Origin of the sequence: Clostridium felsineum DSM 794 (assembly GCF_002006355.2) — a bacterium.
Taxonomy (GTDB): Bacteria; Bacillota; Clostridia; order Clostridiales; family Clostridiaceae; genus Clostridium_S; species Clostridium_S felsineum.
Genome location: NZ_CP096980.1, coordinates 3,543,623 through 3,568,987 on the forward strand (window position 1 = coordinate 3,543,623; position 25,365 = coordinate 3,568,987).

At 29.4% G+C, this 25,365-nt stretch carries 21 protein-coding genes; 2 read left to right on the top strand and 19 right to left on the bottom strand.

Annotated elements, in window-relative coordinates; all coding sequences use genetic code 11:
* The first annotated feature begins 184 nt into the window (after positions 1-184).
* Positions 185-601: a transcriptional regulator PerR gene (gene perR / locus CLFE_RS16735; RefSeq protein ID WP_077833206.1), complete on the top strand. Its 417-nt coding sequence runs from the start codon at positions 185-187 to the stop codon at positions 599-601.
* A gap of 57 nt (positions 602-658) precedes the next feature.
* Entirely contained in the window at positions 659-1,606 is a 948-nt protein-coding gene (locus tag CLFE_RS16740; RefSeq protein ID WP_077894845.1) for a hypothetical protein, read from the top strand.
* 203 nt (positions 1,607-1,809) lie between these two features.
* Here CLFE_RS16740 and yihA read toward each other — a convergent pair whose 3' ends face one another.
* The 19 genes from yihA to CLFE_RS16835 form a co-directional block, all read right to left on the bottom strand.
* On the bottom strand, positions 1,810-2,400 hold the full coding sequence (gene yihA, locus CLFE_RS16745; protein ID WP_077833204.1) for a ribosome biogenesis GTP-binding protein YihA/YsxC: 591 nt from the start codon (positions 2,398-2,400) through the stop codon (positions 1,810-1,812).
* The gene (gene lon, locus CLFE_RS16750; protein ID WP_077894844.1) at positions 2,390-4,726 is read right to left on the bottom strand and encodes an endopeptidase La; all 2,337 of its coding nucleotides are present in this window, start codon (positions 4,724-4,726) and stop codon (positions 2,390-2,392) included. Before lon ends, yihA begins: the two co-directional genes overlap by 11 nt.
* An 88-nt stretch (positions 4,727-4,814) precedes the next feature.
* The gene (gene lonB / locus CLFE_RS16755) at positions 4,815-6,500 is read right to left on the bottom strand and encodes an ATP-dependent protease LonB (protein ID WP_077894843.1); all 1,686 of its coding nucleotides are present in this window, start codon (positions 6,498-6,500) and stop codon (positions 4,815-4,817) included.
* Between the two features lie 117 nt (positions 6,501-6,617).
* Positions 6,618-7,916 carry an ATP-dependent Clp protease ATP-binding subunit ClpX gene (gene clpX / locus CLFE_RS16760; RefSeq protein ID WP_077833201.1) on the bottom strand — a complete coding sequence of 433 codons (1,299 nt, stop codon included), beginning with the start codon at positions 7,914-7,916 and terminating at the stop codon, positions 6,618-6,620.
* Positions 7,917-8,455: 539 nt separating this feature from the next.
* Complete coding sequence (gene clpP / locus CLFE_RS16765; RefSeq protein WP_077833200.1) at positions 8,456-9,037, bottom strand: ATP-dependent Clp endopeptidase proteolytic subunit ClpP; 582 nt, start codon at positions 9,035-9,037, stop codon at positions 8,456-8,458.
* Between the two features lie 218 nt (positions 9,038-9,255).
* The gene (tig, locus tag CLFE_RS16770; RefSeq protein ID WP_077833199.1) at positions 9,256-10,551 is read right to left on the bottom strand and encodes a trigger factor; all 1,296 of its coding nucleotides are present in this window, start codon (positions 10,549-10,551) and stop codon (positions 9,256-9,258) included.
* 116 nt (positions 10,552-10,667) lie between these two features.
* Positions 10,668-11,450, bottom strand: a complete 783-nt coding sequence (locus CLFE_RS16775) for a sugar phosphate isomerase/epimerase family protein (protein ID WP_077894842.1) — start codon at positions 11,448-11,450, stop codon at positions 10,668-10,670.
* Positions 11,451-11,475: 25 nt separating this feature from the next.
* The gene (locus CLFE_RS16780; protein ID WP_077833197.1) at positions 11,476-12,273 is read right to left on the bottom strand and encodes a hypothetical protein; all 798 of its coding nucleotides are present in this window, start codon (positions 12,271-12,273) and stop codon (positions 11,476-11,478) included.
* A gap of 138 nt (positions 12,274-12,411) precedes the next feature.
* Positions 12,412-15,609: a carbamoyl-phosphate synthase (glutamine-hydrolyzing) large subunit gene (carB, locus tag CLFE_RS16785; protein WP_077894841.1), complete on the bottom strand. Its 3,198-nt coding sequence runs from the start codon at positions 15,607-15,609 to the stop codon at positions 12,412-12,414.
* Between the two features lie 63 nt (positions 15,610-15,672).
* Positions 15,673-16,785: a glutamine-hydrolyzing carbamoyl-phosphate synthase small subunit gene (gene carA, locus CLFE_RS16790; RefSeq protein WP_077894840.1), complete on the bottom strand. Its 1,113-nt coding sequence runs from the start codon at positions 16,783-16,785 to the stop codon at positions 15,673-15,675.
* Positions 16,786-17,421: 636 nt separating this feature from the next.
* Positions 17,422-18,204 carry a GNAT family N-acetyltransferase gene (locus CLFE_RS16795; RefSeq protein ID WP_077894839.1) on the bottom strand — a complete coding sequence of 261 codons (783 nt, stop codon included), beginning with the start codon at positions 18,202-18,204 and terminating at the stop codon, positions 17,422-17,424.
* A gap of 150 nt (positions 18,205-18,354) precedes the next feature.
* A complete protein-coding gene (lepB, locus tag CLFE_RS16800; RefSeq protein WP_077833193.1) occupies positions 18,355-18,909 on the bottom strand; it encodes a signal peptidase I in 555 nt (184 codons plus the stop codon).
* Between the two features lie 79 nt (positions 18,910-18,988).
* Complete coding sequence (locus CLFE_RS16805; RefSeq protein ID WP_077894838.1) at positions 18,989-19,693, bottom strand: arginase; 705 nt, start codon at positions 19,691-19,693, stop codon at positions 18,989-18,991.
* Positions 19,694-19,804: 111 nt separating this feature from the next.
* Positions 19,805-20,614 (bottom strand): DUF975 family protein, encoded by an 810-nt coding sequence (locus CLFE_RS16810; RefSeq protein ID WP_077894837.1) that lies wholly within the window; start codon positions 20,612-20,614, stop codon positions 19,805-19,807.
* A gap of 83 nt (positions 20,615-20,697) precedes the next feature.
* Complete coding sequence (locus CLFE_RS16815) at positions 20,698-21,528, bottom strand: DUF975 family protein (protein ID WP_077894836.1); 831 nt, start codon at positions 21,526-21,528, stop codon at positions 20,698-20,700.
* Positions 21,529-21,568: 40 nt separating this feature from the next.
* Positions 21,569-22,384, bottom strand: coding sequence for a DUF975 family protein (locus CLFE_RS16820; RefSeq protein ID WP_077894835.1), 816 nt, complete (start codon positions 22,382-22,384; stop codon positions 21,569-21,571).
* 97 nt (positions 22,385-22,481) lie between these two features.
* The gene (locus CLFE_RS16825; protein ID WP_077833188.1) at positions 22,482-23,288 is read right to left on the bottom strand and encodes a DUF975 family protein; all 807 of its coding nucleotides are present in this window, start codon (positions 23,286-23,288) and stop codon (positions 22,482-22,484) included.
* 434 nt (positions 23,289-23,722) lie between these two features.
* Positions 23,723-24,625 (bottom strand): dihydroorotate dehydrogenase, encoded by a 903-nt coding sequence (locus CLFE_RS16830; protein ID WP_077894834.1) that lies wholly within the window; start codon positions 24,623-24,625, stop codon positions 23,723-23,725.
* On the bottom strand, positions 24,618-25,358 hold the full coding sequence (locus tag CLFE_RS16835) for a dihydroorotate dehydrogenase electron transfer subunit (RefSeq protein WP_077894833.1): 741 nt from the start codon (positions 25,356-25,358) through the stop codon (positions 24,618-24,620). Before CLFE_RS16835 ends, CLFE_RS16830 begins: the two co-directional genes overlap by 8 nt.
* Between the last annotated feature and the right edge of the window lie 7 nt (positions 25,359-25,365).

Here is a 25,365-nt window from a genome sequence, read left to right on the forward strand (position 1 = left end):
ATACAAATTGCCTAAATCTAAGCATAGCTTATATTATACAACATTTTTTAAAATTTTCACAGTTAATTTTGTAAAGTTTATGAAAACTAGACCTTAAAAAATTTGTTTTTTGACAAAGGATAATTTTTATTATATAATATAAATAATTAATTAATATACGTTTTTTAAAGCAAGGATGGTGAACATGAACGATATATCTTCAATATTTAAAGAGAAAAAATTGAAATTAACTCCACAGAGAATAGCTGTTTACAAATATTTAAAATCAACACACCAACATCCATCTGCTGAAACAATTTATAAAGCACTTCAATCAGATTATCCAACTATGAGTTTAGCAACAGTATATAAAGCACTCAAAACTCTAGCTGAGGTACATTTGATTCAAGAATTGAATGTAGGTGAAGGTAATTTTAGATACGACGCTAATTCCCTATCTCATCCCCACATACAGTGCTTATCTTGTGGTAAAGTAGATGATATTATGGGTATAACTTTTGATAACCTTAATAACGAAGTTGCTTCTCATACAGATTATGATGTTATTTCAAACAAATTATATTTCTATGGAACTTGTAAAGACTGTAAAGATAAACTGTAATAATTGAAAACATTCCGCATATATAATAAACATAACAATATGTGCGGGGTGTGTTTTATGAAATTTAAAATTATCTTTTTCAAATTAAAACATATATATTATATAATTTTAGCGTTTGTTTTTGTAGTTCTTTTTGCAATTTTTTTAATTTCAAAAAAATCAGCCGAGACCTTTAATATTTTTACTAAAAATAAAGTTATCAATAATTACGATGTTACTGGTGATGGATCTAAAGATAACATTTACATAAAAATAAATAATAATAGGTACTCTCTAGAGGTTAAATCGAAAAACAAAACCTACCAACTAACTCCTAGTCCTACTCTTAATAGTTTAGGAAACTATACTAATTATTCACCCCTCAAATTAATTTTAACAGATGTATCTAGAGACAATATAACTGAAATTTTTACTCAAAGCTCAGAAGACAATACTCATTTACAACACTTATTTATTTGGGATAAAAATAAATTCAAGGATATATTTCATACCACTAATAATATAATAGGCTTTATAGATATTCATAACAACAAAACTCCAAAAATAATTTCTACAAATTTCAACAATGATTCACTAGACTTTTCCAACTATATATTAATTAAAGATAAGATAAAACCTTACTATGCAAACTATCCATCAAATTTTATTGGTAAAGACACAATCGCAGCTTTCATAAAATACATACAAACACTTTCATATTATGGTAATTCAAAACCTAATAGTTTATTTCATGAATCAGGAAAGATTGCTTGTTCTTCTGTAATTGATAAATTAGCTAGCGAAAATAGGAAATATGTTTTTCAAGATGGATCTTTTTCTGATAGTGATTACAATAAAAATGGTGAAATATCCGATGTAAAGTGGGTTTTAAATTTTAAATCTACTTCAAATCTAATAAATGAAGACTGCAAAAATACTTCCATAAAATTATTTTTAAAAAGTATAGGCGATTCAAAATCTCAATTTTACTTTAAGATATACTCAATAAATATACTTTCAAATTAGAAATACTATAACTAAAAAATGGGACCGCAGTTTGGCGATCCCAAGGGGGATGGGGGGTTTAGCATAAAACAAAAGCTTAAGCCCTTATCTTATACTAAATGGAGAAATATTTCTCCACTTACATTTTATATACTACCCAATTTTATCTATTATATTCATTTATTACGAATATTTTCAATATATATAATAAAAAACGCTGTCAACTATATACAATTTATTCCAGAACAAATATTATCAATAAGTTCCTCTCTTCCTTGCTTTGTGGCTGATGAAAAGAAATAAAACTCATCGTCGTTATCTAAATTTAAAGTTTCCTTTATTATTTTTTCATTTTTTACCTTTTCACTTCTTTTTATTTTATCACTTTTAGTTGCTATTACTATACATTTATATTTGTAATATTTAATCCAATTATACATTGTAATATCATCTTTAGTAGGTTTATGCCTTGAATCCACAAGAAGTATAACCTTCTTTAATTGATTTCTTCCTACTAAATAATTTTCTATAGTTTCAGACCACTTTTCAAGTTCTTTTTTAGAAACTTTGGCATAACCATAACCTGGCAAATCCACAAAATAGAATGTACCGTTTATCATAAAGAAATTGACAAGCCTTGTTTTACCTGGAGTTCCGCTCACTTTAACTAATTTTCTTCTATTAGTCAGTGCATTTATTAAGGATGATTTTCCAACATTTGATCTACCAACAAAAGCCACTTCATCTTTTCCATCTATAGGAAATTGTTTTTTCCACGCTGCTGAAATTATAAATTCAGCTTGTTTAATTATCATTATTAATACCACCAATCAATGCATTTTCTAGTACAGTGTCTACTTCTTCTGCAAGTATAAATTTTATTTTTCCTCTTATTGCTTTAGGAACTTTATTTATATCCTTCTCATTTTGCTTAGGTAATATAATGGTGTCCACTCCTGCTCTATATGCCGCTAAAGTTTTTTCCTTAAGACCACCTATTGCAAGAACTCTACCCGTAAGTGTTATCTCTCCTGTCATAGCTACATTATGTCTAACTTTTTTATTACTAAGTGAGGAAACCATTGCTGTTATCATAGTTACTCCTGCAGATGGCCCATCTTTTGGTACAGCACCTTCCGGAACATGAACATGAATATCTTTGTCCTTATAAAATTCTTCATTTATTCCATACTTACTAAAATTAGCTCTTATATAACTATATCCTGCCTGAGCTGATTCCTTCATTACGTCTCCTAGCTGTCCTGTAAGTTGAAGTTTTCCGTTACCTGGCATAATAACTGCTTCAACTGGAAGGGTATCGCCACCATAAGCTGTCCATGCCATTCCTGTTACAACTCCAATTTTATCTTCTTTGTCTATTTTATCAGCTAAAAAAACGTCTTCTCCTAAGTATTTTTTAACTGTTCGAGAACTTATAGCTACCGATTTCTTGTCTTTCTCCACCATATCAGTCATAGATTTTCTAATAATAGCCGCTATTTTTCTTTCAAGACTTCTTACTCCTGATTCTCTCGTATAATTTTCAATTATATAATATATGGATGAATCCATAAAGCTAATTTTATTTTCTTCAGGTAAACTGTGCTCTTTTAACTGTTTAGGTATTAAATACTCTTTAGCAATATGAAATTTTTCTTCATACGTATATCCTGAAACCTCTATTATCTCCATTCTATCCATAAGTGGTCTTGGTATTGTTTCAAGTGTATTTGCAGTAGTAACAAACATAACATCTGACAAATCGAAATCCAATTCCAAGTAATTATCTCTAAACTTACTATTTTGAGCAGCATCAAGAACCTCTAATAGAGCATCTGCTGATTCTCCCTTATAACTCGAACTCATTTTATCTATTTCATCTAATAACATAAGGGGATTATTAGATTTTGCCTGTTTCATTCCATAAATTATTCTTCCTGGAATAGCACCTACATAAGTCCTTCTATGTCCTCTTATTTCTGCTTCATCATTTATTCCGCCAAGAGATATTCTTACAAAATTCCTATTAACAGCATTTGCTATAGATTTTGCTATAGAAGATTTTCCTACTCCTGGTGGCCCAACTAAACATAGTATTGGTCCTTTTAAGCTTTTACTCATTTTTTTCACTGCAAGATATTCTATTATTCTATCTTTAACATCTGAAAGTCCATAATGTTCATTATTTAATGTTTCTCTTGCTCTTTTTATATCAAGATTATCCTTGGTTTTTTCTTTCCAAGGAAGTGAAATAATCCAATCCAAATATGTTTTTATACCCGCTCCTTCTGGAGAATATGATCCTGCATTTTCAAGTTTTTTCAATTCATATAATGCTTTTTCTTTTACTTCCTTTGTAAGCTTACTCTTTTTTATTTTTTGTGTGTACTGTTTTATTTCCAGCTTTTCTTCATCATCTTCTCCAAGCTGATCCTGCATAACTTTTATTTGTTCTCTAAGATAGTATTCTCTTTGAGATTTATCTATCTTTTCCTTAACCTTAACCCCTATGTTTCTTTCTAATTCCAATATTTGAAGTTCATCTTTAAGTACTTCTAAAACACTTTGAAGCCTTTCTATTTCATCAATATTATCTAGCACTTCCTGCTTTTGCTCTTGTTTAATAATAAGATAAGAACTAACTATATCTGCAAATTTACCAGGCTCCTTTATGTCTTTCAAAAAATCAACTGCATCTTTTGTAACAGCTCCTGAAAGTTTTACATATTTTGCAAATTCCTTAGTTATAAGCCTCATCAATGCTTTAGCTTCATACTCTTCATAATTAACTTCATCTTTAAACTCTAAAATTTCAACTTCAACAAACGAATCATGTTCTAAATACTTATTTATTTTACCACGATTAATTCCTTCTACTAAAACTCTTACCGCATCACCAGGAAGTCTAAGTATTTGTTTTATACTACAAACTGTTCCTACAGAATTTATATCATCTTCATCTGGCTCTTCTACCTTTGCATCTTTTTGTGCTGATAAAAATATTTGTTGATCATTTACCATAGCCTTCTCTAAAGCTTCAATAGATTTATCTCTACCAACATCAAAATGTACTACCATATACGGAAATACTACAAGTCCTCTTAGAGGAATTAAAGGAAGAACTTTATTCTCCTGTTTCATATTTCTCCCCTACCTTTCAATAATGTATAGCTAGTCTAATATATTATACTATAAAATAACATTTTTTCAACTTTTAAAAGTTTTATTCTTACATATTTATGCCATCCGCAGTTAACACATGCTTTGTATTTTGCTTACTTAATTCTACCTCTTTATCATCAAATTCCTTTTCGACTAGAACACACTTTAGAATTTCATGAATATTTTTAACACCAATTACTTTTATATTTTCATACTTATTAAAGGACTCATTCCAATTCTCATATGGTATTATGACTAATTCTGCTCCAGCTTTAGATGCTGCCATTACCTTAGATGTTACCCCACCAACCGGCTTTACCATTCCGTTTAAGGTTATTTCTCCTGTCATTGCTACTCTACTTTTAATAGCTCTACCCTTTAATGCACTAAAAAGAGCGCATGCAATACTTACACCTGCTGATGGTCCATCTACTGCATATCCGCCTTGAAAATCTATATGAACATCATAATTTCTTATGTTAACTTGAAACACATTTTCAATCATTGAAATTGCATTTTGTGCTGATGACATTATGCTGCTTTTCTTTTTTATTTTTTTATTATAACTATCAATTTCCTCTTCCTCAATTACACCTGTTATCTTCAAGTCACCTTTTAAATTATTTACTTTTACTGCTGTAGCTTCAACATCCATTACTATACCATTATCAATTCCAAATACACCCAATCCATTAACGCATCCAATTCTAGATATATCACTTAATTTCTTATACGACCTTAAAGAATATCTTCCATTTTCCGCAACCCATAGTATATCTTCTGCTTCTATTCTTCCTCTATTTTCATTTATTACAATACCACAAGCTAATTGAATCAAATTAATAGCATCTCTTCCATTTGATGCATACATTCCTATAATATCCAATGCCTTAGGCTCTATATTTACACTTATGTTTTTCGCTGCATTTTTAGCCACAATTTTTATTTCTTCTGAATCTAACGATTTAAAAAATATTTCAATGCATCTAGATCTTATAGCTGGATTAATTTCTTCTGGACTTTTAGTTGTAGCACCTATCAATCTAAAATCAGCCGGAAATCCCTCTTCAAATACTTCTCTTATGTATTCAGGCATATTTTCACTTGATGAATTATAATAAGCGCTATCAAAAAAAACTTTTCTATCTTCCATAACCTTTAAAAGTTTATTCATTTCTATTGGGTTAAGTTCACCTATTTCATCTATAAACAATACTCCACCGTGTGCTTTTGATACTGCCCCCATTTTAGGCTGAGGTATTCCTGCATTTCCAAACTTACCAGCACCTTGATAAATAGGATCATGTACAGAACCTATTAACGGATCAGCAATTCCTCTTTCATCAAATCTCAAAGTAGTTGCATCTATTTCAACAAATTTTGATTTATCATTAAACGGAGAATATGCGCATGTCTTAGCATATTCAAGTGCAAGTCTTGCTGCCGCAGTCTTTCCTACACCTGGAGGTCCGTAAATTATTACATGCTGTGGATTAGGTCCACATATAGATGCTTTTAAAGTTTTTATACCATTTGCCTGCCCAACTATCTCTTCAAAGGTTTTAGGTCTACTTTCTTCACATAATGGTATTGATAGTTTTATTTTTTTCATGTCATTTAATTTTTCTAATTCCTTTTTATTTTCCCTATCAATACTGATTTTATTAAACTGTTGATTTTTTAATGCATAAAAAAAATACACCCCTATGATAATATTAAAAATAATCTCTACTAAAATAATTATATTATACATAAACAACCTCCATTCAAGATATGATAACAGTTATTTTCTATAATAGTATTATGTGATATTTTAATTTTAATATACAAAGAAAAAAATCGAATAGATTAAATCCATTCGATTTTTTTCTTAAGCGCTCTCTATATCTTTTTTGGTTTTTGCTTTTTCCTTTTTTTTAGTAGCTTCTATTGATTTTGTTCCTTCTTCTAAAACTAATTCAGGTTGTTTTGTATTTATAGTATTTTCTGTAACTATAACCTTTTTGATATCCTCTCTAGACGGAATATCAAACATTATATCCTTCATTATGTCTTCAACAATAGCTCTAAGTCCTCTAGCTCCTGTACTTCTTGATATTGCTTCTGCTGCGATTGCTTCAAGCGCACCATCTTTAAATTCAAGATCCACATTATCCATCTGAAGCAACTTTTTATACTGTTTAATAAGAGCATTTTTAGGTTCTGATAACACTTTAACAAGTGCTGGTTTATCAAGTGAATTAAGAGTTACTATTATAGGAAGTCTTCCTATAAATTCAGGTATTAAACCGAATTTCAAAAGATCTCCCGGCATTATTTTTTGAAGAATAGCTCCTATATCTTTTTGTTTCTTTGATTCAATAGACGCACCAAATCCTATTGTGCTTACTCTTGTTCTGTTTTCAATAATCTTATCTATTCCATCAAAAGCTCCACCACAAATAAATAATATATTAGTTGTATTTATTTGTATAAATTCTTGATGTGGATGTTTTCTTCCACCTTGAGGTGGAACGGACGCAACTGTACCCTCAAGTATCTTAAGAAGAGCCTGCTGAACACCTTCTCCTGATACATCTCTTGTTATTGAAGGGTTTTCTGATTTTCTTGCTATTTTATCAATTTCATCGATATATATTATTCCCTTTTCTGCTCTCTCAATGTCATAATCTGCATTTTGTATAAGCTTCAAAAGTATATTTTCAACATCCTCACCAACATATCCTGCTTCAGTTAATGTAGTAGCATCTGCTATAGCAAATGGAACATTCAAAAACTTAGCCAATGTTTGTGCAAGAAATGTTTTTCCACAACCTGTAGGTCCAAGTAAAAGTATATTACTTTTTTGAAGTTCTATATCGTCACTGCTTGATAAATTTGTATTTATTCTCTTATAATGATTATATACAGAAACAGACAATGATTTTTTAGCATCCTCTTGACCTACAACATATTGATCTAAATAATCTTTAATTTCTGTAGGTTTAGGTAAACTACCAACATTTATTTGAGGAGTTTCTTCAAATTCGTCTGCAATAATTTCAGAACATAATTCTATACATTCATCACAAATATACACTCCTGGTCCTGCAATCAATCTCTTTACTTGATCTTGACTCTTCCCACAAAATGAACAACGTAATTGTTTTTTATTATCATATTTTGCCATTTGAACACCTCACTTAAAAGGTTATTTTATACAAATTTTAAAATAAATCTGTTATTTAATTTTCGTAAAACCGCACAAACATAGAAATTTCACGAAATCAAATAACGATTTACTAACTAAAATTATATAATACGCTTATTGCATATAAATTTTGCCTTTGCTGCCTAAATATTTTATAACTTATCTCATAGAGTTATCTATATATTATATCCAATAAATCTCTATGTACTTTTTATAAAATGTAACCAATAAAATTATTACAATAGTGAAATCAATAAATTATACCTTAGTTTATTCCCAAAGTATATTAATTTATTCAACTAAATAAAGAATTCATATCCTATATGACCATTTTTTCTGGTATAAAATCACTATTGTAATCATTGCTTTTTAATAGTAACTCTATAATCAATGAAAGCATGGTGTTCACCTTACAAAACATTGGCTAACAATAAAACCTATGAATTCACTTTTTACAAACTCTATTCTTTGGGACATTTTATATACAATTAAATACTGTATCTTAAAAAGATTTCTTCTTAGTGTTTAGTTATAACTTCGTCTATCAAACCATATTCTTTAGCTTCATTAGCACTAAGGAAATGATCTCTATCAGTATCTTTTTCTATAACTTCGATAGGTTTTCCTGTTCTTTCACTGTATATAGAATTCAACTTTTTCTTAATCTCAAGTATTCTTTGAGCATGTATTCCTATATCAGTTGCCTGACCTTTAAAACCGCCTAGAGGCTGGTGTATCATTATTTCACTATTAGGAAGAGCAAATCTCTTACCAGGAGCTCCTGCTGTAAGTAAAAATGATCCCATTGATGCAGCCATTCCTATACATATTGTTGATACATCTGGTTTTACATACTGCATTGTATCATAAATAGCCATTCCGGATGTTATAGAGCCTCCTGGACTATTTATATAAAGATATATATCTTTATCAGGATCTTCACTCTCTAAAAATAGTAATTGTGCCACAACTAAACTTGCAGTAGTGTCATTTACTTCTTCACCTAAAAATATTACTCTATCCTTTAAAAGTCTAGAATATATATCGTAAGATCTTTCCCCTCTACTAGTCTGTTCAATTACATAAGGAACTAAACTCATTAAAATTCCCTCCTCAATATTTATATTTTTAATATACAATGTTACTTATCAATACTTCACATTTTATAAAATTGCCAAATCTGAGTATTTAGCCAAAATATTTTTTAAATGTATTATTAATATTTTAACATTATATGTTTAAAGTTAATTGCTGAATTTAATTCAACAATTAACTTCTATTATATATTATTATATATTTAACATTTTTTAAACATTTGTTATTCTACAACTTTTGCACTTTGAACTAGTAAATCTATTACTTTACCATTAACTACATCTTGCACTAAAATACTTCTTTGTGCATTTAATATTAAATCTGCCATTTTATCTAAATCTTTACTTGCATACTGTGCAGCCATTTCTTTAGCTTTTTCTTTTAATTCTTCTTCTGTTGCTTCTACTTTTTCAACTTCTGATATTTTTTCCATAACTAGTTTTGTTCTAACTCTTTTATCAGCTGTTTCTTTCATGTAATCTCTTACTTTTTCTTCTGAACTATTTGTGTATTCATAGTAAGATTTAAGATCAAGTCCTTGATATTTTAATCTGTTTTCTAATTCCTTAAGCATTTGATCTGTTTCATCTTTAACCATAACTTCTGGAATATCGATTTTAGCATTTTCTACTGCTGCATCAACAACTTTGTCTTCAAACTCAACTTTAGCTTTTTCTTCATTAGTTTTTTCCATTTTACTTCTTATATCTGCTTTTACTTCATCTAAAGTATCAAATTCTGAAACTTCTTTTGCAAATTCATCATCTAAAGTTGGAAGTTCTTTTATCTTTATGTCTTTTATTGTAACTTCAAACTTAGCTGGTTTTCCATTTAATTCTTCTTTGCCGTATTCTTCTGGGAACTTAACATTTACATCTTTGCTTTCACCCTTTTTTAGACCTACTAATTGATCTTCAAAGTTATCTATGAAAGTTCCACTTCCTATTTCTAATGAATAATCTGTTCCCTCTCCGCCTTCAAAAGCAACATCGTCTACATATCCCTTAAAGTCAATGATAGCGATATCTCCTTTTTCTACTAATTCACCATCTTCTTTTAATTCTATTCTAGCATTTTTTTGTTGCATTGCTTTAAGTTCATTTTCAACATCTTCATCTGTTACAGGATATTCTACTTTACTTACTTCAACACCCTTGTAATTTCCAAGCTCAACTTCAGGTTTTACTGTAACTTCTGCTGTATATACAAAATCTTTTCCTTCTTCTACAGTTACTATATCTATTTTTGGATAAGCAACTGGTTGAATTTCATTTTCCTTAATTACTTCTGGATATGTATCATCTATGCAAAAATTAACAGCATCTTCATAGAAAACTCCTACTCCATAATAACTCTTTATAATATTAAGCGGAGCCTTTCCTTTTCTAAAACCTGGTATATTAAATTTTTGGCGGTTCTTATTGTACGCTTTTATCACAGCTTCATTAAATTTGTTCTCTTCTACAGTTATCTCAAATTTAACTACATTTTTCTCTAATTTTTCCATTTTACTATTCATTATGAATATTCCTCCTACTCAAGTACCTATTAGCCTATATATTATAACATACTTAATTAATTATTTACAATTTAATTTTAACTTATATTTATATATTATAACATAAAGTTGTGGCTTTATAGAAATTTTTCTAATTTTTTTTTGCAGTCGCTTATTTCATTATAGGAAAAAAAATTATTCCTGTAAACTTCTATTATTAAATTTCCTTTATAATTTACACTCTTAAGTTCATCCAGTATCTCATTATAATTAACTTTGCCATTAAAAGGTAGTAAACACACGTGCTCTTCATCTCTATCATTTATATGAAAATTAACAAGTCTTTCTCCCATTATTTTTATATAATCTTTAGGTTCTTTATTTGCCTTATAAGCTTGCTTAATATCAAATGTAAAAAAAAGATTATCTATATCCTTATCCTTTATAAAACTCAAATAATCAAGATCACTAGACATACACCAGGATACATTTTCTTGTGCAAGTTTTATATTATTCTCACCAGCAATATATGCAAGTTTCTCATATACGTCTACAACTAATTTTTTATTTACACTTTTAAAATCTTTATACTTCATACCATGAAAGGTATAGCATTTAGCTCCAAGCTTATTTCCAGTTTTACATATCTTTTCAAAAGAGCCAATCATCTCATCACGTCTTCTTTTATACTGATCAAATAAAAAAGGTTCAAAAAGAGATGATAATGCATGAACTGAATTTATATTTAGTCCCAGTTCGTTTTTACTCTTTAAAAGTTTATCTATAAAATTATCTTCACACTCTAAAAAACTGTTTATAAATATTTCTGAGGTATTAAATCCAAGTCTTTTTATTATTTCTAAAGTATCCTCTGTATTTACTTCTGGATAAAAAACCGCAGAAGATAGACCTATCTCCATTTACAAATCATCCTTTTTATATTGATTAATTTGAAGTCGTGCCATCAGCTTTCATATATGTTGTATTTCCATCTACAACTATTTCTATTCCTTTATCAGTAAGTCCATTTATTTTAATGTCATTTCCAGTAACATTAGTATTTACATAAGACTTATCAATAATATTAAATTTCCATACATACTTATTCTGTCTGTTATCAAACCACGGAAGTTGGCTTATATATACTACAGTATTATCATCCACAAATTTTGGTGATCCTATCCATATATATCCGGGAGTGCTACTTAAAATTGCATCCTTATTAAATGCAGTTCCACCACCTGATGTATATGATTTATAGGTTATATCTTGTACTGAAGCATTTGAGTCAATAAAAAACATATTTTGTGTATCTTTTTCATAAATAACTACATTTTTGTTTGATGGACTTATAGTATATTCCCCATTTAATCCATTCAAATCAACTGATTTTACAACCTTATCATTATTATTTTCTCCATAAACCACTGAAATTTGTTTTCCATCTGGTAAATTAACTTGAAGAGCTTTATCTTGTGTTTTATCCTTATTGTTTTTAGAAGAAGTTTTTTTACTGTCCTTAACTACTGTTCCACCGCTTTTCTTATTAGAAGTTTTATTACTTTCACTACTGGATGTACTTGCCTTAGGAAATTTTATATTCTTCAGATTAGCTTTTGCACCTAACCAAATTATAACAAAAACTACTGCACATATTATGAGAAAGATGCTGATATTTCTTCTTTGTTTCCTTTTTCTTTGTTGTTTTTCATAATCACTACTAAAAATACTTGGCTTAGCCATCTTACAACCTCCTTAAAAACATCTATTTTTAATTATACCTCATAACAGACCATTTTAATAATTTTTTTTTAACTGTAATAAATTAAAAAAGCTTGAACAACATGAAGTTTTCAAGCTTTTTCACACAATGCCTTTAATTTATTTAAAATACTCTTTCATTGCTCTATATTCTACTTTTGATTCTTCTTTTTTAACCTCTATTGCTGTAAGAAAAGCTTTAGCTGTATCTATACAAGTAAAGGCTCCTACTTTATATTCTGCTGCCTTTCTTCTTATACTAAATCCTCTAGTTCCAACTGTATTTCCTTTAGTCGGTGAATTTATTATAAGATTTACTTTACCATCACCTATTGCTTTCATTAATTCATCAGTACGAAGAACTTTACATTCTATACCTTTTTTCTCTAAAAATTTGCCTGTTCCTAAAGATGTATATATATTATATCCAAATTCCATATACTTTTTAATTATAGGTACACTTTCTTCTTTATCAACATCTTTTATAGATACATAAAGATTACCACCCTCTTTAGGAACCTCTATTCCAGCAGCTTTAAAGCCTTTATAAATTGCTATATTAAAGTCTTTATCAATCCCCATTACTTCTCCTGTAGATCTCATTTCAGGTCCGAGATAAATATCTACATTTGCAAGCTTCTCATTAGAGAATACTGGTACCTTAACAGCATATAATTCATTATCCTTCTTCAAATCAGTTCCATATCCAAGGTCTTTTAATTTTTTACCAGTTAAAATTTCAACAGCTAGCTTAACCATTGGAACCCCTGTTACCTTACTTAATATAGGTACTGTTCTAGAGGCTCTAGGATTAACCTCTATTACATATACATTCTTACCATCATAAACATATTGTATATTCATAAGACCTTTTACTTTAAGTGCTTTTGCTAGACTCTTAGTATATTCAACAAGTTTATCAACAACCTTTCCAGGAAGTGTATGGTATGGGTACATTGTTATACTATCCCCTGAATGTACTCCAGTTCTCTCTATATGTTCCATTATTCCAGGGATAAGTATATCCTCTCCATCTGCAATTGTATCAACTTCTATTTCAGTTCCTTTTATATATTTATCAATTAAAACTGGATGCTCAGTTGAGAGTGTTACAGCTTCTGTCATATATTTTTGAAGGGAAGGCTTATCATAAACCACCTGCATAGCTCTTCCTCCTATAACATATGAAGGTCTTACTATTACAGGATATCCTATTTTTTCAACAGCTTCATAAGCTTCCTCCATACTTGTTACTGCCATTCCTTTTGCTTGTGGAATATTAAGCTTCTTTAAAAGTTCACTGAATTTTTCTCTATCCTCTGCTAAATCTATTGATTCAAAGGAGGTTCCAAGTATTTTAACTCCCTTTTTATACAGTTTATCAGCTAAATTTATTGCAGTCTGACCTCCAAATTGAACTATTACACCCTCTGGTTTTTCCTTTTCTATTATATTCATTACATTATCAATATATAATGATTCAAAATAAAGTTTATCTGCCGTATCAAAATCTGTACTTACTGTTTCAGGATTATTGTTAATTATTATAGACTTATATCCAGCTTCTTTTATTGCCCACACACCATGTACACAACAGTAATCGAATTCTATTCCTTGACCTATTCTTATAGGACCAGAACCTATTACAACTATTTTCTTATCATCAGTAATTTCATTCTCATCTTCGGCTTCATAAGAAGAATAATAGTATGGTGTTTCAGCTTCAAACTCTCCACTACAAGTATCAACCATTTTAAATACTGGTTTAACATTATTCTTATTTAATAAATCATCTATATATTTTTCATCTACTTTAGACACTCTTGATATTTCTTTAATTGTAAAACCCATCTTTTTAGCTTCAATTATGGTATTATCTTTATCTTTATTCTCTTTATCTTGGAGAGTTTTCTCCATGTCTATTATTCTATTTATTCCATTTAAATACCAATTATCTATCTGTGTTACTTCATGAATTTTACTTACTTCTACACCGCGTCTAAAAGCCTCAGCTATTGCAAATATTCTTTCATCATCTTGTTTTTTTATCTTTTCGAGCAGTTCTCTAACTGTAGTATATTCAAACTTTTCAAGTCTAAGTCCTGTCATTTTTCCTTCAAGAGAAGTTACTGCTTTTAATATGGCACTTTCAAAGTTTCTATCAATAGCCATTACCTCTCCTGTTGCTTTCATTTGAGTACCAAGGTGTCTTTCAGCTGTGTTGAATTTATCAAATGGCCATTTAGGTATCTTTACAACAACATAATCTAAAGCTGGTTCAAAACATGCACTTGAATTTTTGGTAACATAATTTTTAAGCTCATCTAAACTATATCCAATAGCTATTTTAGCTGCTATTTTAGCTATTGGGTATCCAGCTGCCTTAGATGCAAGTGCACTTGAACGGCTAACTCTTGGATTAACCTCAATAACTATGTATTTATCGCTTTTAGGATCAAGCGCAAATTGTATATTACATCCGCCTTCTATTTTAAGATTTCTTATTATTTTAAGAGCTGAACGTCTTAACATATGATATTCTTTATCTGTAAGGGTTTGTGATGGGGCTGTAACTATACTATCTCCTGTATGAACACCAACAGGGTCTAGATTTTCCATATTACATACTATTATGCAGTTATCTTTAGCATCACGCATAACCTCATATTCAAGTTCCTTCCAACCTGCAACACTCTGTTCTAAAAGTATTTGACCTATAGGACTTAATTTTATACCTCTGTCGCAAATTTCTTTAAGTTCATCCATTGTTGAGGCTATACCACCACCAGTACCTCCTAGTGTAAATGCTGGCCTTATTATTACTGGAAGTCCGAACTTATTCACAAATTCAATACACTCCTCTAAATGAGTTGCTATTATACTCTTAGGAATAGGTTCATCTATTTCTTCCATAAGGTTTTTAAATTCTTCTCTATCCTCAGCTTTTTTTATAGCAGTACTATTTATACCAAGAAGTTTAACTTCATATTTATCAAGAACACCATTTTCTTTCAAATTCATAGTTAAATTAAGCGCTGTTTGGCCTCCAAATCCGGCTAAAATTCCGTCTGGCCTTTCTTTAGCTATTATTTTTTCCACAGTATCCTCTGTTAAAGGCTCTATATAAACCTTATCTGCTATATGTGAATCTGTCATTATTGTTGCAGGATTACTGTTTACAAGTACTGTTTCGATTCCCTCTTCTCTTACCGCCTTACAAGCTTGTGTTCCTGAATAATCAAATTCAGCCGCCTGACCTATTATTATTGGACCTGATCCTATTATCAATACTTTCTTAATTGTCTTATCTAATGGCATAATTATCCTCCCTCAGTCTCTTAAATTAATCGCAATAAATTTATTTTTCATATCACTAATTCTTTAAAACACATTCTCTAAATGTTTTTCACTCTTAACACTAACATTTGCTTCTTCATCCATAAGCTTAATAAATTTATCAAATAAATATGTTGTATCTGTTGGACCTGGTGCGCCTTCTGGATGAAATTGCACTGAGAATAGCGGTAACTTTTTATGTTTCATTCCCTCTACAGTACCATCATTTAAGTTTTTATGTGTTATTAGCATATCTTTTTTAAGTACACTTTCTTCCTCTACTGCATATCCATGATTTTGTGCTGTTATATAAGCTTTATCTCTTTCTATATCATATATTCCGTGATTTCCACCTCTATGACCATATTTTAATTTATAAGTGTTTCCACCCACTGCAAGTGCTATTATTTGATGTCCTAAACATATTCCGAACATAGGACGCTTACCTATAAGGTTTTTAACATTTTCAATAGCTTCTGGTATAGATTTAGGATCTCCTGGGCCGTTGCTTAAAAATATTCCATCTGGATTTATATTTAAAACTTTTTTATAATCAGTATCATATGGGAATATAGTTATATCACAGTTTCTTGCCTTTAAGTTTTCAATAATGTCATTTTTCATCCCAAAATCCATTATCGCTACCTTATGACCACTTCCAGCAATATGAACTATTTCTTTTGTACTAACTGTTTTAACATAATCATCTACTATTAAAGACGCTTCCATCATATTTTTTAATTCTTCAACTTCAAAATTCCCATTTGCTATTATACATTTCATGGTACCATAACTTCTTATCTTTTTTGTTATACTTCTTGTATCTACTCCAAAAACCCCAACTACTCCCATATTTTTCAGCATCTTATCTATATCTATTTTACTTGTATAATTTGATGGATTCTTATCTATATTTTTAACAACAAATCCTTTTGCATACACACATTTTGATTGATTTACAAAATCATTCACTCCATAGTTTCCTATTAAAGGATATGTCATATTTACTATTTGTCCTGCATAAGAAGGATCTGTTAATATTTCTTGATATCCAGTCATTGAAGTGTTAAATACAATTTCTCCAATTTCACTTCCCTCTTTTCCAAATCCTGTTCCATAAAAAACTGTTCCATCTTCTAAATATATTACGCCTTTCATCAAACAATCCACCTCTTCTTTATTTTAAACTTATCGGCACTATTTATTAATATACATATTTTTTTATATTTATACATACATTATCTCATACTTTATCGTACTGTCAATGCCTATTTGTGCTCTTTTTTACTTTACTTCAAGAATTTATTTATGCACTCTTTTCTTATATTTATGCAGGTTCCCTTACAAAAAAAGCCTTCTATCCTTAAGACAGAAGGCTTTTAATAACTAAAACTCCAACTTATAAACTGCATCATAAATATATACTTACCCCTTTTGTGGTTAAATATACATCAAATAAATTTTCTCAGAAAAAATAAAAAGCCTTTTGCCAGACGCAAAAGACTATAATACTCTCTATAAAACAAAATTTTTAATCCTTCTTAGCCTCTCTGGACCAATCATTAAAGGTATATTCAGTTTTTAATTTACTTTAATATATATTATCACTATTCATATATTCTGTCAATAGCATTACTATAACTTTTTCATACTACCAAAATGATACGTTCTAATTATTAACTGACCGTATAATAACTTTATACCTAAATAAATGAATATTTAAAGTTGCTAACTAATGCAGTAACAAATTTTTAAATTTTCAGTGCTTATACTAATCCTATTAACTCTTAATAATTAGAATTCGCAAACTATAATTCTATGATCAGCTATAAATCCTGATTTTTCTAAGGTCTTTTTAGATGCACTATTTTTCACATCACAACAAGCCATTGGAATTAAATTTTTAATATAACAATGCTCTTTTAACTTAACAATAATATAAGTCCCCATTCCCTTTTCACGATATTTTTCAACCACATGCATACCTATATCGCCATATTTTTCTCCATGTGTTTTAATTATTCTAAATTCTCCAATCCCAAGCAAGTTGTCATTATCATACAATACAAATAACTGATTATTATCTATTAAATCATCATAATATCCTTCAAAAGCTGGAGCACATTTACTTTTAATTTCATCTATATCTTGCTTTTGAGCTAGCCTAAAAGATAACTTTGAAAAACTATTTAATTCATATCGTACTTTTTCATTATCTGTAAAAATATACGAATCTACAGCTATATTTTTCTGATAGTCAAGACATAATGCCATAAATTTCGGTTCTTTTGTAGAAACTGCCGCTTTTTCAACTATCTCACTCTTAATAATATATTTAAAAATCTCTTCTCCCCTCACGTAATATTCTTTAGAAACATAAAACTGTACTAACATTTTACGTGAATTTACACAAAAGTGTCCTCCAGCTATACCATCGTACAAAATTTCATAACATTTTGAATTGGCTACTTCGACATTCTGCCAAAAACCATCTATTGGAGTTTCTAAACCCTCAATATATTTATTTTTTAGTTTATTTGCTACTCCCTTATCTTCAACTTCTATAATTTCAATCATCTAATTTATCTCCAATTTTAATAAATTTATTTTTCTAAAATCAAAGCTCCCGAAGTCTTATGAATACTAGGCTTCGGGAGCTTATTTACCTGATTTTACTACAACGCTCAAGATATACGTTATTTCTATCTATACATTTCAATAGTGTTACTAGAACTTTTTCATACTACTAAAAGGATATGCTCTAAATATTACATGACCATATAAGGACTTAAGTGATACTGGCCCTATGTATCTACTATCTTTACTGACCGGCCTATTATCTCCAAGAACAAAAATGTCACCTGCTGGTACTTTATACTTTGTATTTTCAGCTAAAAAATCCCCGCCTTGAGTATAAGTATTAGCTGCAAGGTAGTCTTCCTTTATTGCTGTTCCATTTACATATACTTTTCCATCCTTTATTTCAATTACATCTCCTGCTAAACCTATAACTCTTTTTATATAAATATTATTTTCAGCATCACCAGAATAAAATGTAACTATTTCTCCTCTTTTTATAGAATGAGTATATAAGCTTAATTTTTCTACAAATATAACATCCTTATCCTTAAAAGTAGGCATCATTGAAGGTCCGTCAACATTTGCCCTAGCAAATACAAACGTCCTAAAAATCATAGCAATAGCTAATGCTATAACTAACAGTATTGCATACTCCTTTATATTTTGCCCCAAGGTTTTACTCTCCTGCTTTTCTTTTCCCATCATTTTACCTCCATATTTGTGCAAACACAATTATAATGTTATTTTTCTACAAGGATTATTTTTTCTATGTAATATCCCTCTAAGAATAATATAAATAATCTAACCTGTCAGATAATCTTATATCCTTAGGCGCCCACTGCCTTAAAGAACAATACTTTTTTACTATTTTTCTTCCTGATTTCTTTACAAAATTATAAAAACTATTATCAAGCCAAGGTGGTGTCCACATACCTGATCTGCATACATGTATTGCATAAATATTAACATTATCTTTTATATCAGAAAAACCATGATATCTAAGAGAAAACTTATCATTTATTTCCCTAAATATATCCTTATTTTCATAAGTATACGGACTATATATTATCGATGCTCCTTTAATTAAACCATCACCTAGAAGTTTTCCAAGCCAATTAGAACAATTAACCTCAAATAATAGCGATTGAATCCCCTCGTAGCCAAGATCTGAGTGAGCATCTACATTAATTACATACTTACAGTTATTTTCTTTAGCTATTTTATATGACCATTTATGCGAATCAGTCACATATATTTTTGCATCTTTTTTCACATAAAAAGCTTTATTTATCTTTTCCCAAAAACCATTTATTATTTTACCCACTTTAACTTCATTAACTATATTTCTGCCAACACTATTGTATTTAAAGTATCTCTTATACCATAGAGCTTGTACGTTTTTGCTGTTCTCTAAATACGAACCACACCACTCCCTCTTTATGGGAATAAAATAATCCCAGTCAATACTTAGAAGTATATTATTCATAAGTTGAATCACCTCTATAAATAATTATACTACAAAATACAAGCAATAGTATGAAAAAAAAGTAACAAATTCCATAAATCATATATTAGAAAACACCTTAAGTTATAAAGCTTAATTCTGTATTGATTTTAAAGTGTTATAAAAGCTAGCATTTGCTGCTTCACCATAAACCAAAACCAATATACCAACTGCAATTGTTGCTACAAGCAGTATTACTCCAATCAACATCATTACTGCAAAATTAGATGTGTCTTTAAGCATAGCTATAACTATCCCTCCAATAAGGCTTGGAGTAAAACTCAAAATCCACCATCCGATAAAGGAAATATGAAGACAAAACAACCTCCACTTATTGCCTTCCATCATCCTTTTACTTTCTCTTAATGCTTCATATCCACCAATATTAGGACTGTCAGCTAATATATAATAACTCATAGAATATCTATACATCGCTATCATAGCTGGTATTAAAAGTAGAATAATTGCAATATAGAATACACAAAGAATTATTATTATTTTAAAAGGATCTGTCCCCTTTAAGATTTCTACATTTCCTTCTACTAAATAATATACACCTATAAAAAATGCACTTACAGCGGGTACTATTGCTATAAGCGACCATAAGAATGTAAATATTATTATAAGCACTTGAAGAACTAATGATGGAATAAAATTTTTGAACCCACTAAAAAGATCATTTATTTTTATTTTTTCTTCTCTTGAAACTTTAAGAAAACAAGATTTAAAACCTAGTACTAAAGCTCCACTAATTATTATTTGTATAGGGTAACCAACATAAGGTATTGCATATGAAAGGCATATTAGAGTAAATATAATTATAATTAAGATCATTTTAACCCAATTTCCTTTAAGTTGTTGCCTAGATATCTTTCTAAATTCCTTACTGCTTTTAAATTCCATAAACTCCTCCTAATTATAATAAGGTTTAAATATTAAAGAAAATACTGTGATTAAATTAAACTATCACAGTATTTTTACAATAATTAAATTAAATTTTTTTCTTCTTCTACGCCTGTTAGCTCTAAATAAAAATTAGCTGCTGCTGTCTCCATATATGGTCTAATAAATAAATGGCTTATTCCTAATAGTATATAAGATATTATTATAAATATTATACCTGCTATAATTTGTCCATCTTGTCTTGAAAGAGCAGCTATAACTATCCATGTACAGCTCATAATAACAGGAACTGAACTTAATAAATTCCAGCCTATAAAGCTTAATTGAAGTATAAATAATCTAAGTTTATTTCCCTTCATCATTTTTTTACTCTCTACTATAGCCTCGTAAGATCCCATTTCTGGGTGATCATTTAATATATAATATGCCATGGAATATCTGTATGCTGCTATTATCGCTGGTATTAATAAAACAATTAATAAAAGATAGGCTAGTAACATTTTTCCTACAACACTTGCACCATAATTATAATCATAAACAGTATTATTGCCTATCATAACTATAATAATTATAAATGGTATTATTCCTATAAGCGCCCATAAAAAAGTAAATATTCCAATCAGTAATTGAAGTAATAGTGAAGATCCAAAATTTTTAAATCCACTAAAGAGATCTTCAATTTGAAATTTCTCTCCTCGTGCAACTTTTACAAAACATGACTTAAACCCTAATGTTAATGCTCCACCTATTATAAGACGTATTATTGTAGGTCCAACATAAGGTATCATAAATACACATGATACAATTCCAAATACAAAAATAAGTAGTGCTGCAGCTCCCCAATTACCTTTAAGCTGCTCTCTGGCCATTTTCCTAAATTCGCTGCTGTTTTTAGTGATTCGCTTTTGTTCCATAAATCTCCTCCTAATAATATTAGATTTAAATTATATAATTTTATTCTTGCTTATCATTTTTCAACTCTATATAAAAATTAGCTGTAGCTGTATGCATATATGGTGTAATAAATAAAGAAGCAATCATTATTATTATATATGCTATAACTTTCCACAAAAGTATAACTCCCTCAGAAGTAATACCTGTTACATTGTTTATTCTAGCATAGTACTCAACTGCCATAAGTGGTAAAGCACATAATATATTTAATGCAAGAAAAGTTAACTGCAAGTAAAATAACTTCAATTTATTGCCATCCATCATCTTTTTACTCTCAACTATAGCCTCATAAGCACCAATATTAGGGTGATCACTTAACAAATAGTAAGCCATAGAATATCTATATACTGCTACTATTGTAGGTATTAAAAGAACACCAAGAATAATAAAAAATACTAAAACTTTAATTCCAGTATTTGAATGACTAGAATATAAGCTAAACTCAGAGCCAAACATTACCAAAAACAAAATAATAGCTGGTATTATAGCTATCAAACTCCATAAAGCAGTAAATATCCCCATCAATAAATGAACTAAAAATGAAGAGCCAAAATTTTCAAATCCACTAAATAAATTGTCAATTTTCAATTCTTCTTCTCTGGCGAGCTTTAAAAAATATGCGGTAAGACCAAGTAGCAATGCCCCTCCTATTACAAATCGTCCTATAGCTCCAAAAAACGGTATTAAATTAAATACAAAAAGTATAGCTGAATATATAAATACAACTAATGCCGCTTTTCCCCATTTTCCTTTAAGCTGCTGTCTAGCCATTTGCTTAAACTCTCCGCTGCTTTTAAAATTCTTCCTTTGTTCCATTAAAGTCCTCCTGATTTAAAGTTATTATAATAAAAATACTGTGAAGCTTATTTTGACATCACAGTATTTTCTTAGCCTTTCATTATCTAGCTAATTTCTATTCTTCATGTCCACTTTTTAAATCTATATAAAAATTAGCCATAGCTGTTTGCATATATGAAAGAACAAACATTGAACTAATTATTCTAGTCAATCCTAAAACAAATTTAAAAATAAAATTATTCGAATCATGTATTCCAAAAACTTTGGAACATATTAACAAGACTATTAATACCGGAATATAACTCAATATTCCCCATCCTATAAAACTTATTTGTAAATAAAATAACTTTAATTTATTACCCTTCATTATTTTCTTGCTTTCGACTATAGCTCCGTAGGCTCCTATATCTGGACAATCACTTAACACATAATAAGCCATAGAATATCTATATGCAGCTATTATTGCAGGTATTAGCAAAATAATAAAAACAACAAATAATCCAAAAACTTTAATTATATAATTGTCTTCATAATTATATATACTCTCACCAGTGCCAAACATAAGAAAATATAAAATCAAAGAAGGTATTATAGTTATAAGACTCCATAAGAAAATAAATAGCCCCTCAAGAAAATAAAGTAAAAATGAGGATCCAAGCTTTTTAAAACCACTAAACAAATAATCAATTTCTAATTTTTCTTCTCTAGCAAGCCTTAAAAAGAAAGTGGTAATTCCTAAAAGTAATGCTCCACCAAATACAAATAGCGCTATTGAACCAATAATCGGTATAAAACTCAATATAAAAAATATAAAAAAATATACAAATACCACTAAGTATGCTATTTTAGAATTTGCTTCAAGTTGCTGTCTTGACAGCTTTTTAATCTCTTTTATTGTCATACTTTTTTTCTTTTGTTCCATTAAAATCCTCCTACTAATAATTACTCAATCTCGTGACCGTAGGAAATTTTTATGCTTTTTTTAATATATTTTAAATTCCTATTATATATTATAATATTCTTCGTATATTTTCAATATGTTTTATTACGTCTTTTGCCAAAAATTTTTACATTAATTGCAGCATGCGAAAGCAAATGCTATTTACTACAATTTTTTCCACGCCAGTGCAATGCTATTTTTATCCCCTCTTTAAATGTCGTACTATATTATCGAGCACATGTTTTATATTATTTATATATATTCTTATATCTTTAAAAATACTTGTAATTATCCATCCTCCAATTATTTGAAGGGTATAAAATTAAAATACTGTGCAGCCTATTATAACTTCACAGTATTTTAAACTTTTTATACTATAATCTTTAATTTTTACATTTATTCTTTATATCAAAATACTATAATATTCCACGTATATTTTTAATATGTTCTATTCCTTCTTGCTGCAAAAATTTTTCTATTCCTTCTATTATATCAAGACAAACATCAGGTTTTATAAAGTTTGCTGTACCAACCTGAATGGCTGTTGCTCCTGCCATTATAAATTCTATAGCATCCTCTGCCGTGTATATCCCCCCCATACCAACAACTGGCACAGTAACATTTTTACACACCTCATACACCATTCTTAACGCTATTGGTTTTATAGCTCTTCCTGAGACTCCTGCACTAATATTATTGAACACAGGCTTTTTCTTTTTTATATCTATGGCCATACCTTTAAAAGTATTTACAAGAGATATAGCATCTGCACCTGCTTTTTCACATTTCACAGCCATATCAACAATATCTTCAGCATTAGGTGATAATTTTACCATAAGAGGTTTTGATGTAACACTTCTTACCTCTGAAACAACTTTATATGCAACTTCAGATTTTATACCAAAAGCCATACCTCCATGTTTTACATTAGGACAAGATATGTTAAGCTCTATCATTTCGGCATTTGTATTCTCTAAAAGTTTCATCCCATTTATGTAGTCTTCCTCACAGCTTCCGCCCAAATTAACAATAGCCACTGTATCAAAATTATTCATTTTAGGAAGCTCATTTTTTATAAATTCTTTAACTCCTGGATTTTGAAGTCCAACACTGTTCATCATGCCACCTGTAACTTCAAAAACTCTTTCCCCTGCATTACCTTCTTTAGGATTAAAAGTGAGACCTTTTGAACATATACCGCCAAGCTTTGAAACATCAAAATATTCATTATATTCTTCCCCAAATCCAAAAGTACCAGAAGCAGCAATAACAGGATTTTTAAAATTTATTCCGCACATATTAACATTAATATTACTCATTTAATATCAACTCACTTCCTAAAAATACTGGGCCCTCTTTACAGGTTCTTTTTCTTCCACTTTTAGTTTTACAAGTACAAACAAGACATGCTCCTATTCCACATGCCATCTTTTTTTCCATAGAAATGTACACCGGAACATTTTTTTCTTCACACATTCTAACAACTTTGTACATCATTATTTCAGGTCCGCAGCACAAAACATAGTCGTATTCTTCTGGTTTAAAATTATCTGTTACATATCCTTTATGTCCAATACTTCCATCTTCTGTGGATAACTCTAACTTATTAACATATTTTTCCACATTATCCACAATCGTACTTTTAGTTCTAAAACCAGCATAAAAATCAACTGTAGAATTTTTTAAAGTTTTAGCTAAATATAACATAGGTGCTGTACCTATACCGCCACAAATTATAGCCACTTTTCCGCTTATAATTTCAGTATCAAAACCGTTGCCTAAGGGTCCAGTTATTTTTATTTCATCACCGTTTTTTAATTTAGATAATATTTCAGTTCCGCGTCCTACTACAGAATACAAAAATGATATTTTTTCATCATCTACATCATGTATACTTATCGGTCTAGAAAGTGTTGGTTCTATATCCCATGCTCTTAAAAGGTAAAACTGCCCAGGCTTAACTTCAAATTTTCCCTTTATACTGAGTTTATATATTCCCTCTTCTACTTTTACATTTTCATACACTTTTTCTACAGTATATTTTTCTTTCATGAATTTC

What these genes read in the sequence shown, in the direction of transcription:
- perR (WP_077833206.1), top strand. Translation starts at nt 185, where the DNA reads ATGAACGATATATCTTCAATATTTAAAGAGAAAAAATTGAAATTAACT.
- CLFE_RS16740 (WP_077894845.1), top strand. Translation starts at nt 659, where the DNA reads ATGAAATTTAAAATTATCTTTTTCAAATTAAAACATATATATTATATA.
- yihA (WP_077833204.1), bottom strand. Translation starts at nt 2,400, where the DNA reads ATGATAATTAAACAAGCTGAATTTATAATTTCAGCAGCGTGGAAAAAA.
- lon (WP_077894844.1), bottom strand. Translation starts at nt 4,726, where the DNA reads ATGAAACAGGAGAATAAAGTTCTTCCTTTAATTCCTCTAAGAGGACTT.
- lonB (WP_077894843.1), bottom strand. Translation starts at nt 6,500, where the DNA reads ATGTATAATATAATTATTTTAGTAGAGATTATTTTTAATATTATCATA.
- clpX (WP_077833201.1), bottom strand. Translation starts at nt 7,916, where the DNA reads ATGGCAAAATATGATAATAAAAAACAATTACGTTGTTCATTTTGTGGG.
- clpP (WP_077833200.1), bottom strand. Translation starts at nt 9,037, where the DNA reads ATGAGTTTAGTTCCTTATGTAATTGAACAGACTAGTAGAGGGGAAAGA.
- tig (WP_077833199.1), bottom strand. Translation starts at nt 10,551, where the DNA reads ATGAATAGTAAAATGGAAAAATTAGAGAAAAATGTAGTTAAATTTGAG.
- CLFE_RS16775 (WP_077894842.1), bottom strand. Translation starts at nt 11,450, where the DNA reads ATGGAGATAGGTCTATCTTCTGCGGTTTTTTATCCAGAAGTAAATACA.
- CLFE_RS16780 (WP_077833197.1), bottom strand. Translation starts at nt 12,273, where the DNA reads ATGGCTAAGCCAAGTATTTTTAGTAGTGATTATGAAAAACAACAAAGA.
- carB (WP_077894841.1), bottom strand. Translation starts at nt 15,609, where the DNA reads ATGCCATTAGATAAGACAATTAAGAAAGTATTGATAATAGGATCAGGT.
- carA (WP_077894840.1), bottom strand. Translation starts at nt 16,785, where the DNA reads ATGAAAGGCGTAATATATTTAGAAGATGGAACAGTTTTTTATGGAACA.
- CLFE_RS16795 (WP_077894839.1), bottom strand. Translation starts at nt 18,204, where the DNA reads ATGATTGAAATTATAGAAGTTGAAGATAAGGGAGTAGCAAATAAACTA.
- lepB (WP_077833193.1), bottom strand. Translation starts at nt 18,909, where the DNA reads ATGGGAAAAGAAAAGCAGGAGAGTAAAACCTTGGGGCAAAATATAAAG.
- CLFE_RS16805 (WP_077894838.1), bottom strand. Translation starts at nt 19,693, where the DNA reads ATGAATAATATACTTCTAAGTATTGACTGGGATTATTTTATTCCCATA.
- CLFE_RS16810 (WP_077894837.1), bottom strand. Translation starts at nt 20,614, where the DNA reads ATGGAATTTAAAAGCAGTAAGGAATTTAGAAAGATATCTAGGCAACAA.
- CLFE_RS16815 (WP_077894836.1), bottom strand. Translation starts at nt 21,528, where the DNA reads ATGGAACAAAAGCGAATCACTAAAAACAGCAGCGAATTTAGGAAAATG.
- CLFE_RS16820 (WP_077894835.1), bottom strand. Translation starts at nt 22,384, where the DNA reads ATGGAACAAAGGAAGAATTTTAAAAGCAGCGGAGAGTTTAAGCAAATG.
- CLFE_RS16825 (WP_077833188.1), bottom strand. Translation starts at nt 23,288, where the DNA reads ATGGAACAAAAGAAAAAAAGTATGACAATAAAAGAGATTAAAAAGCTG.
- CLFE_RS16830 (WP_077894834.1), bottom strand. Translation starts at nt 24,625, where the DNA reads ATGAGTAATATTAATGTTAATATGTGCGGAATAAATTTTAAAAATCCT.
- CLFE_RS16835 (WP_077894833.1), bottom strand. Translation starts at nt 25,358, where the DNA reads ATGAAAGAAAAATATACTGTAGAAAAAGTGTATGAAAATGTAAAAGTA.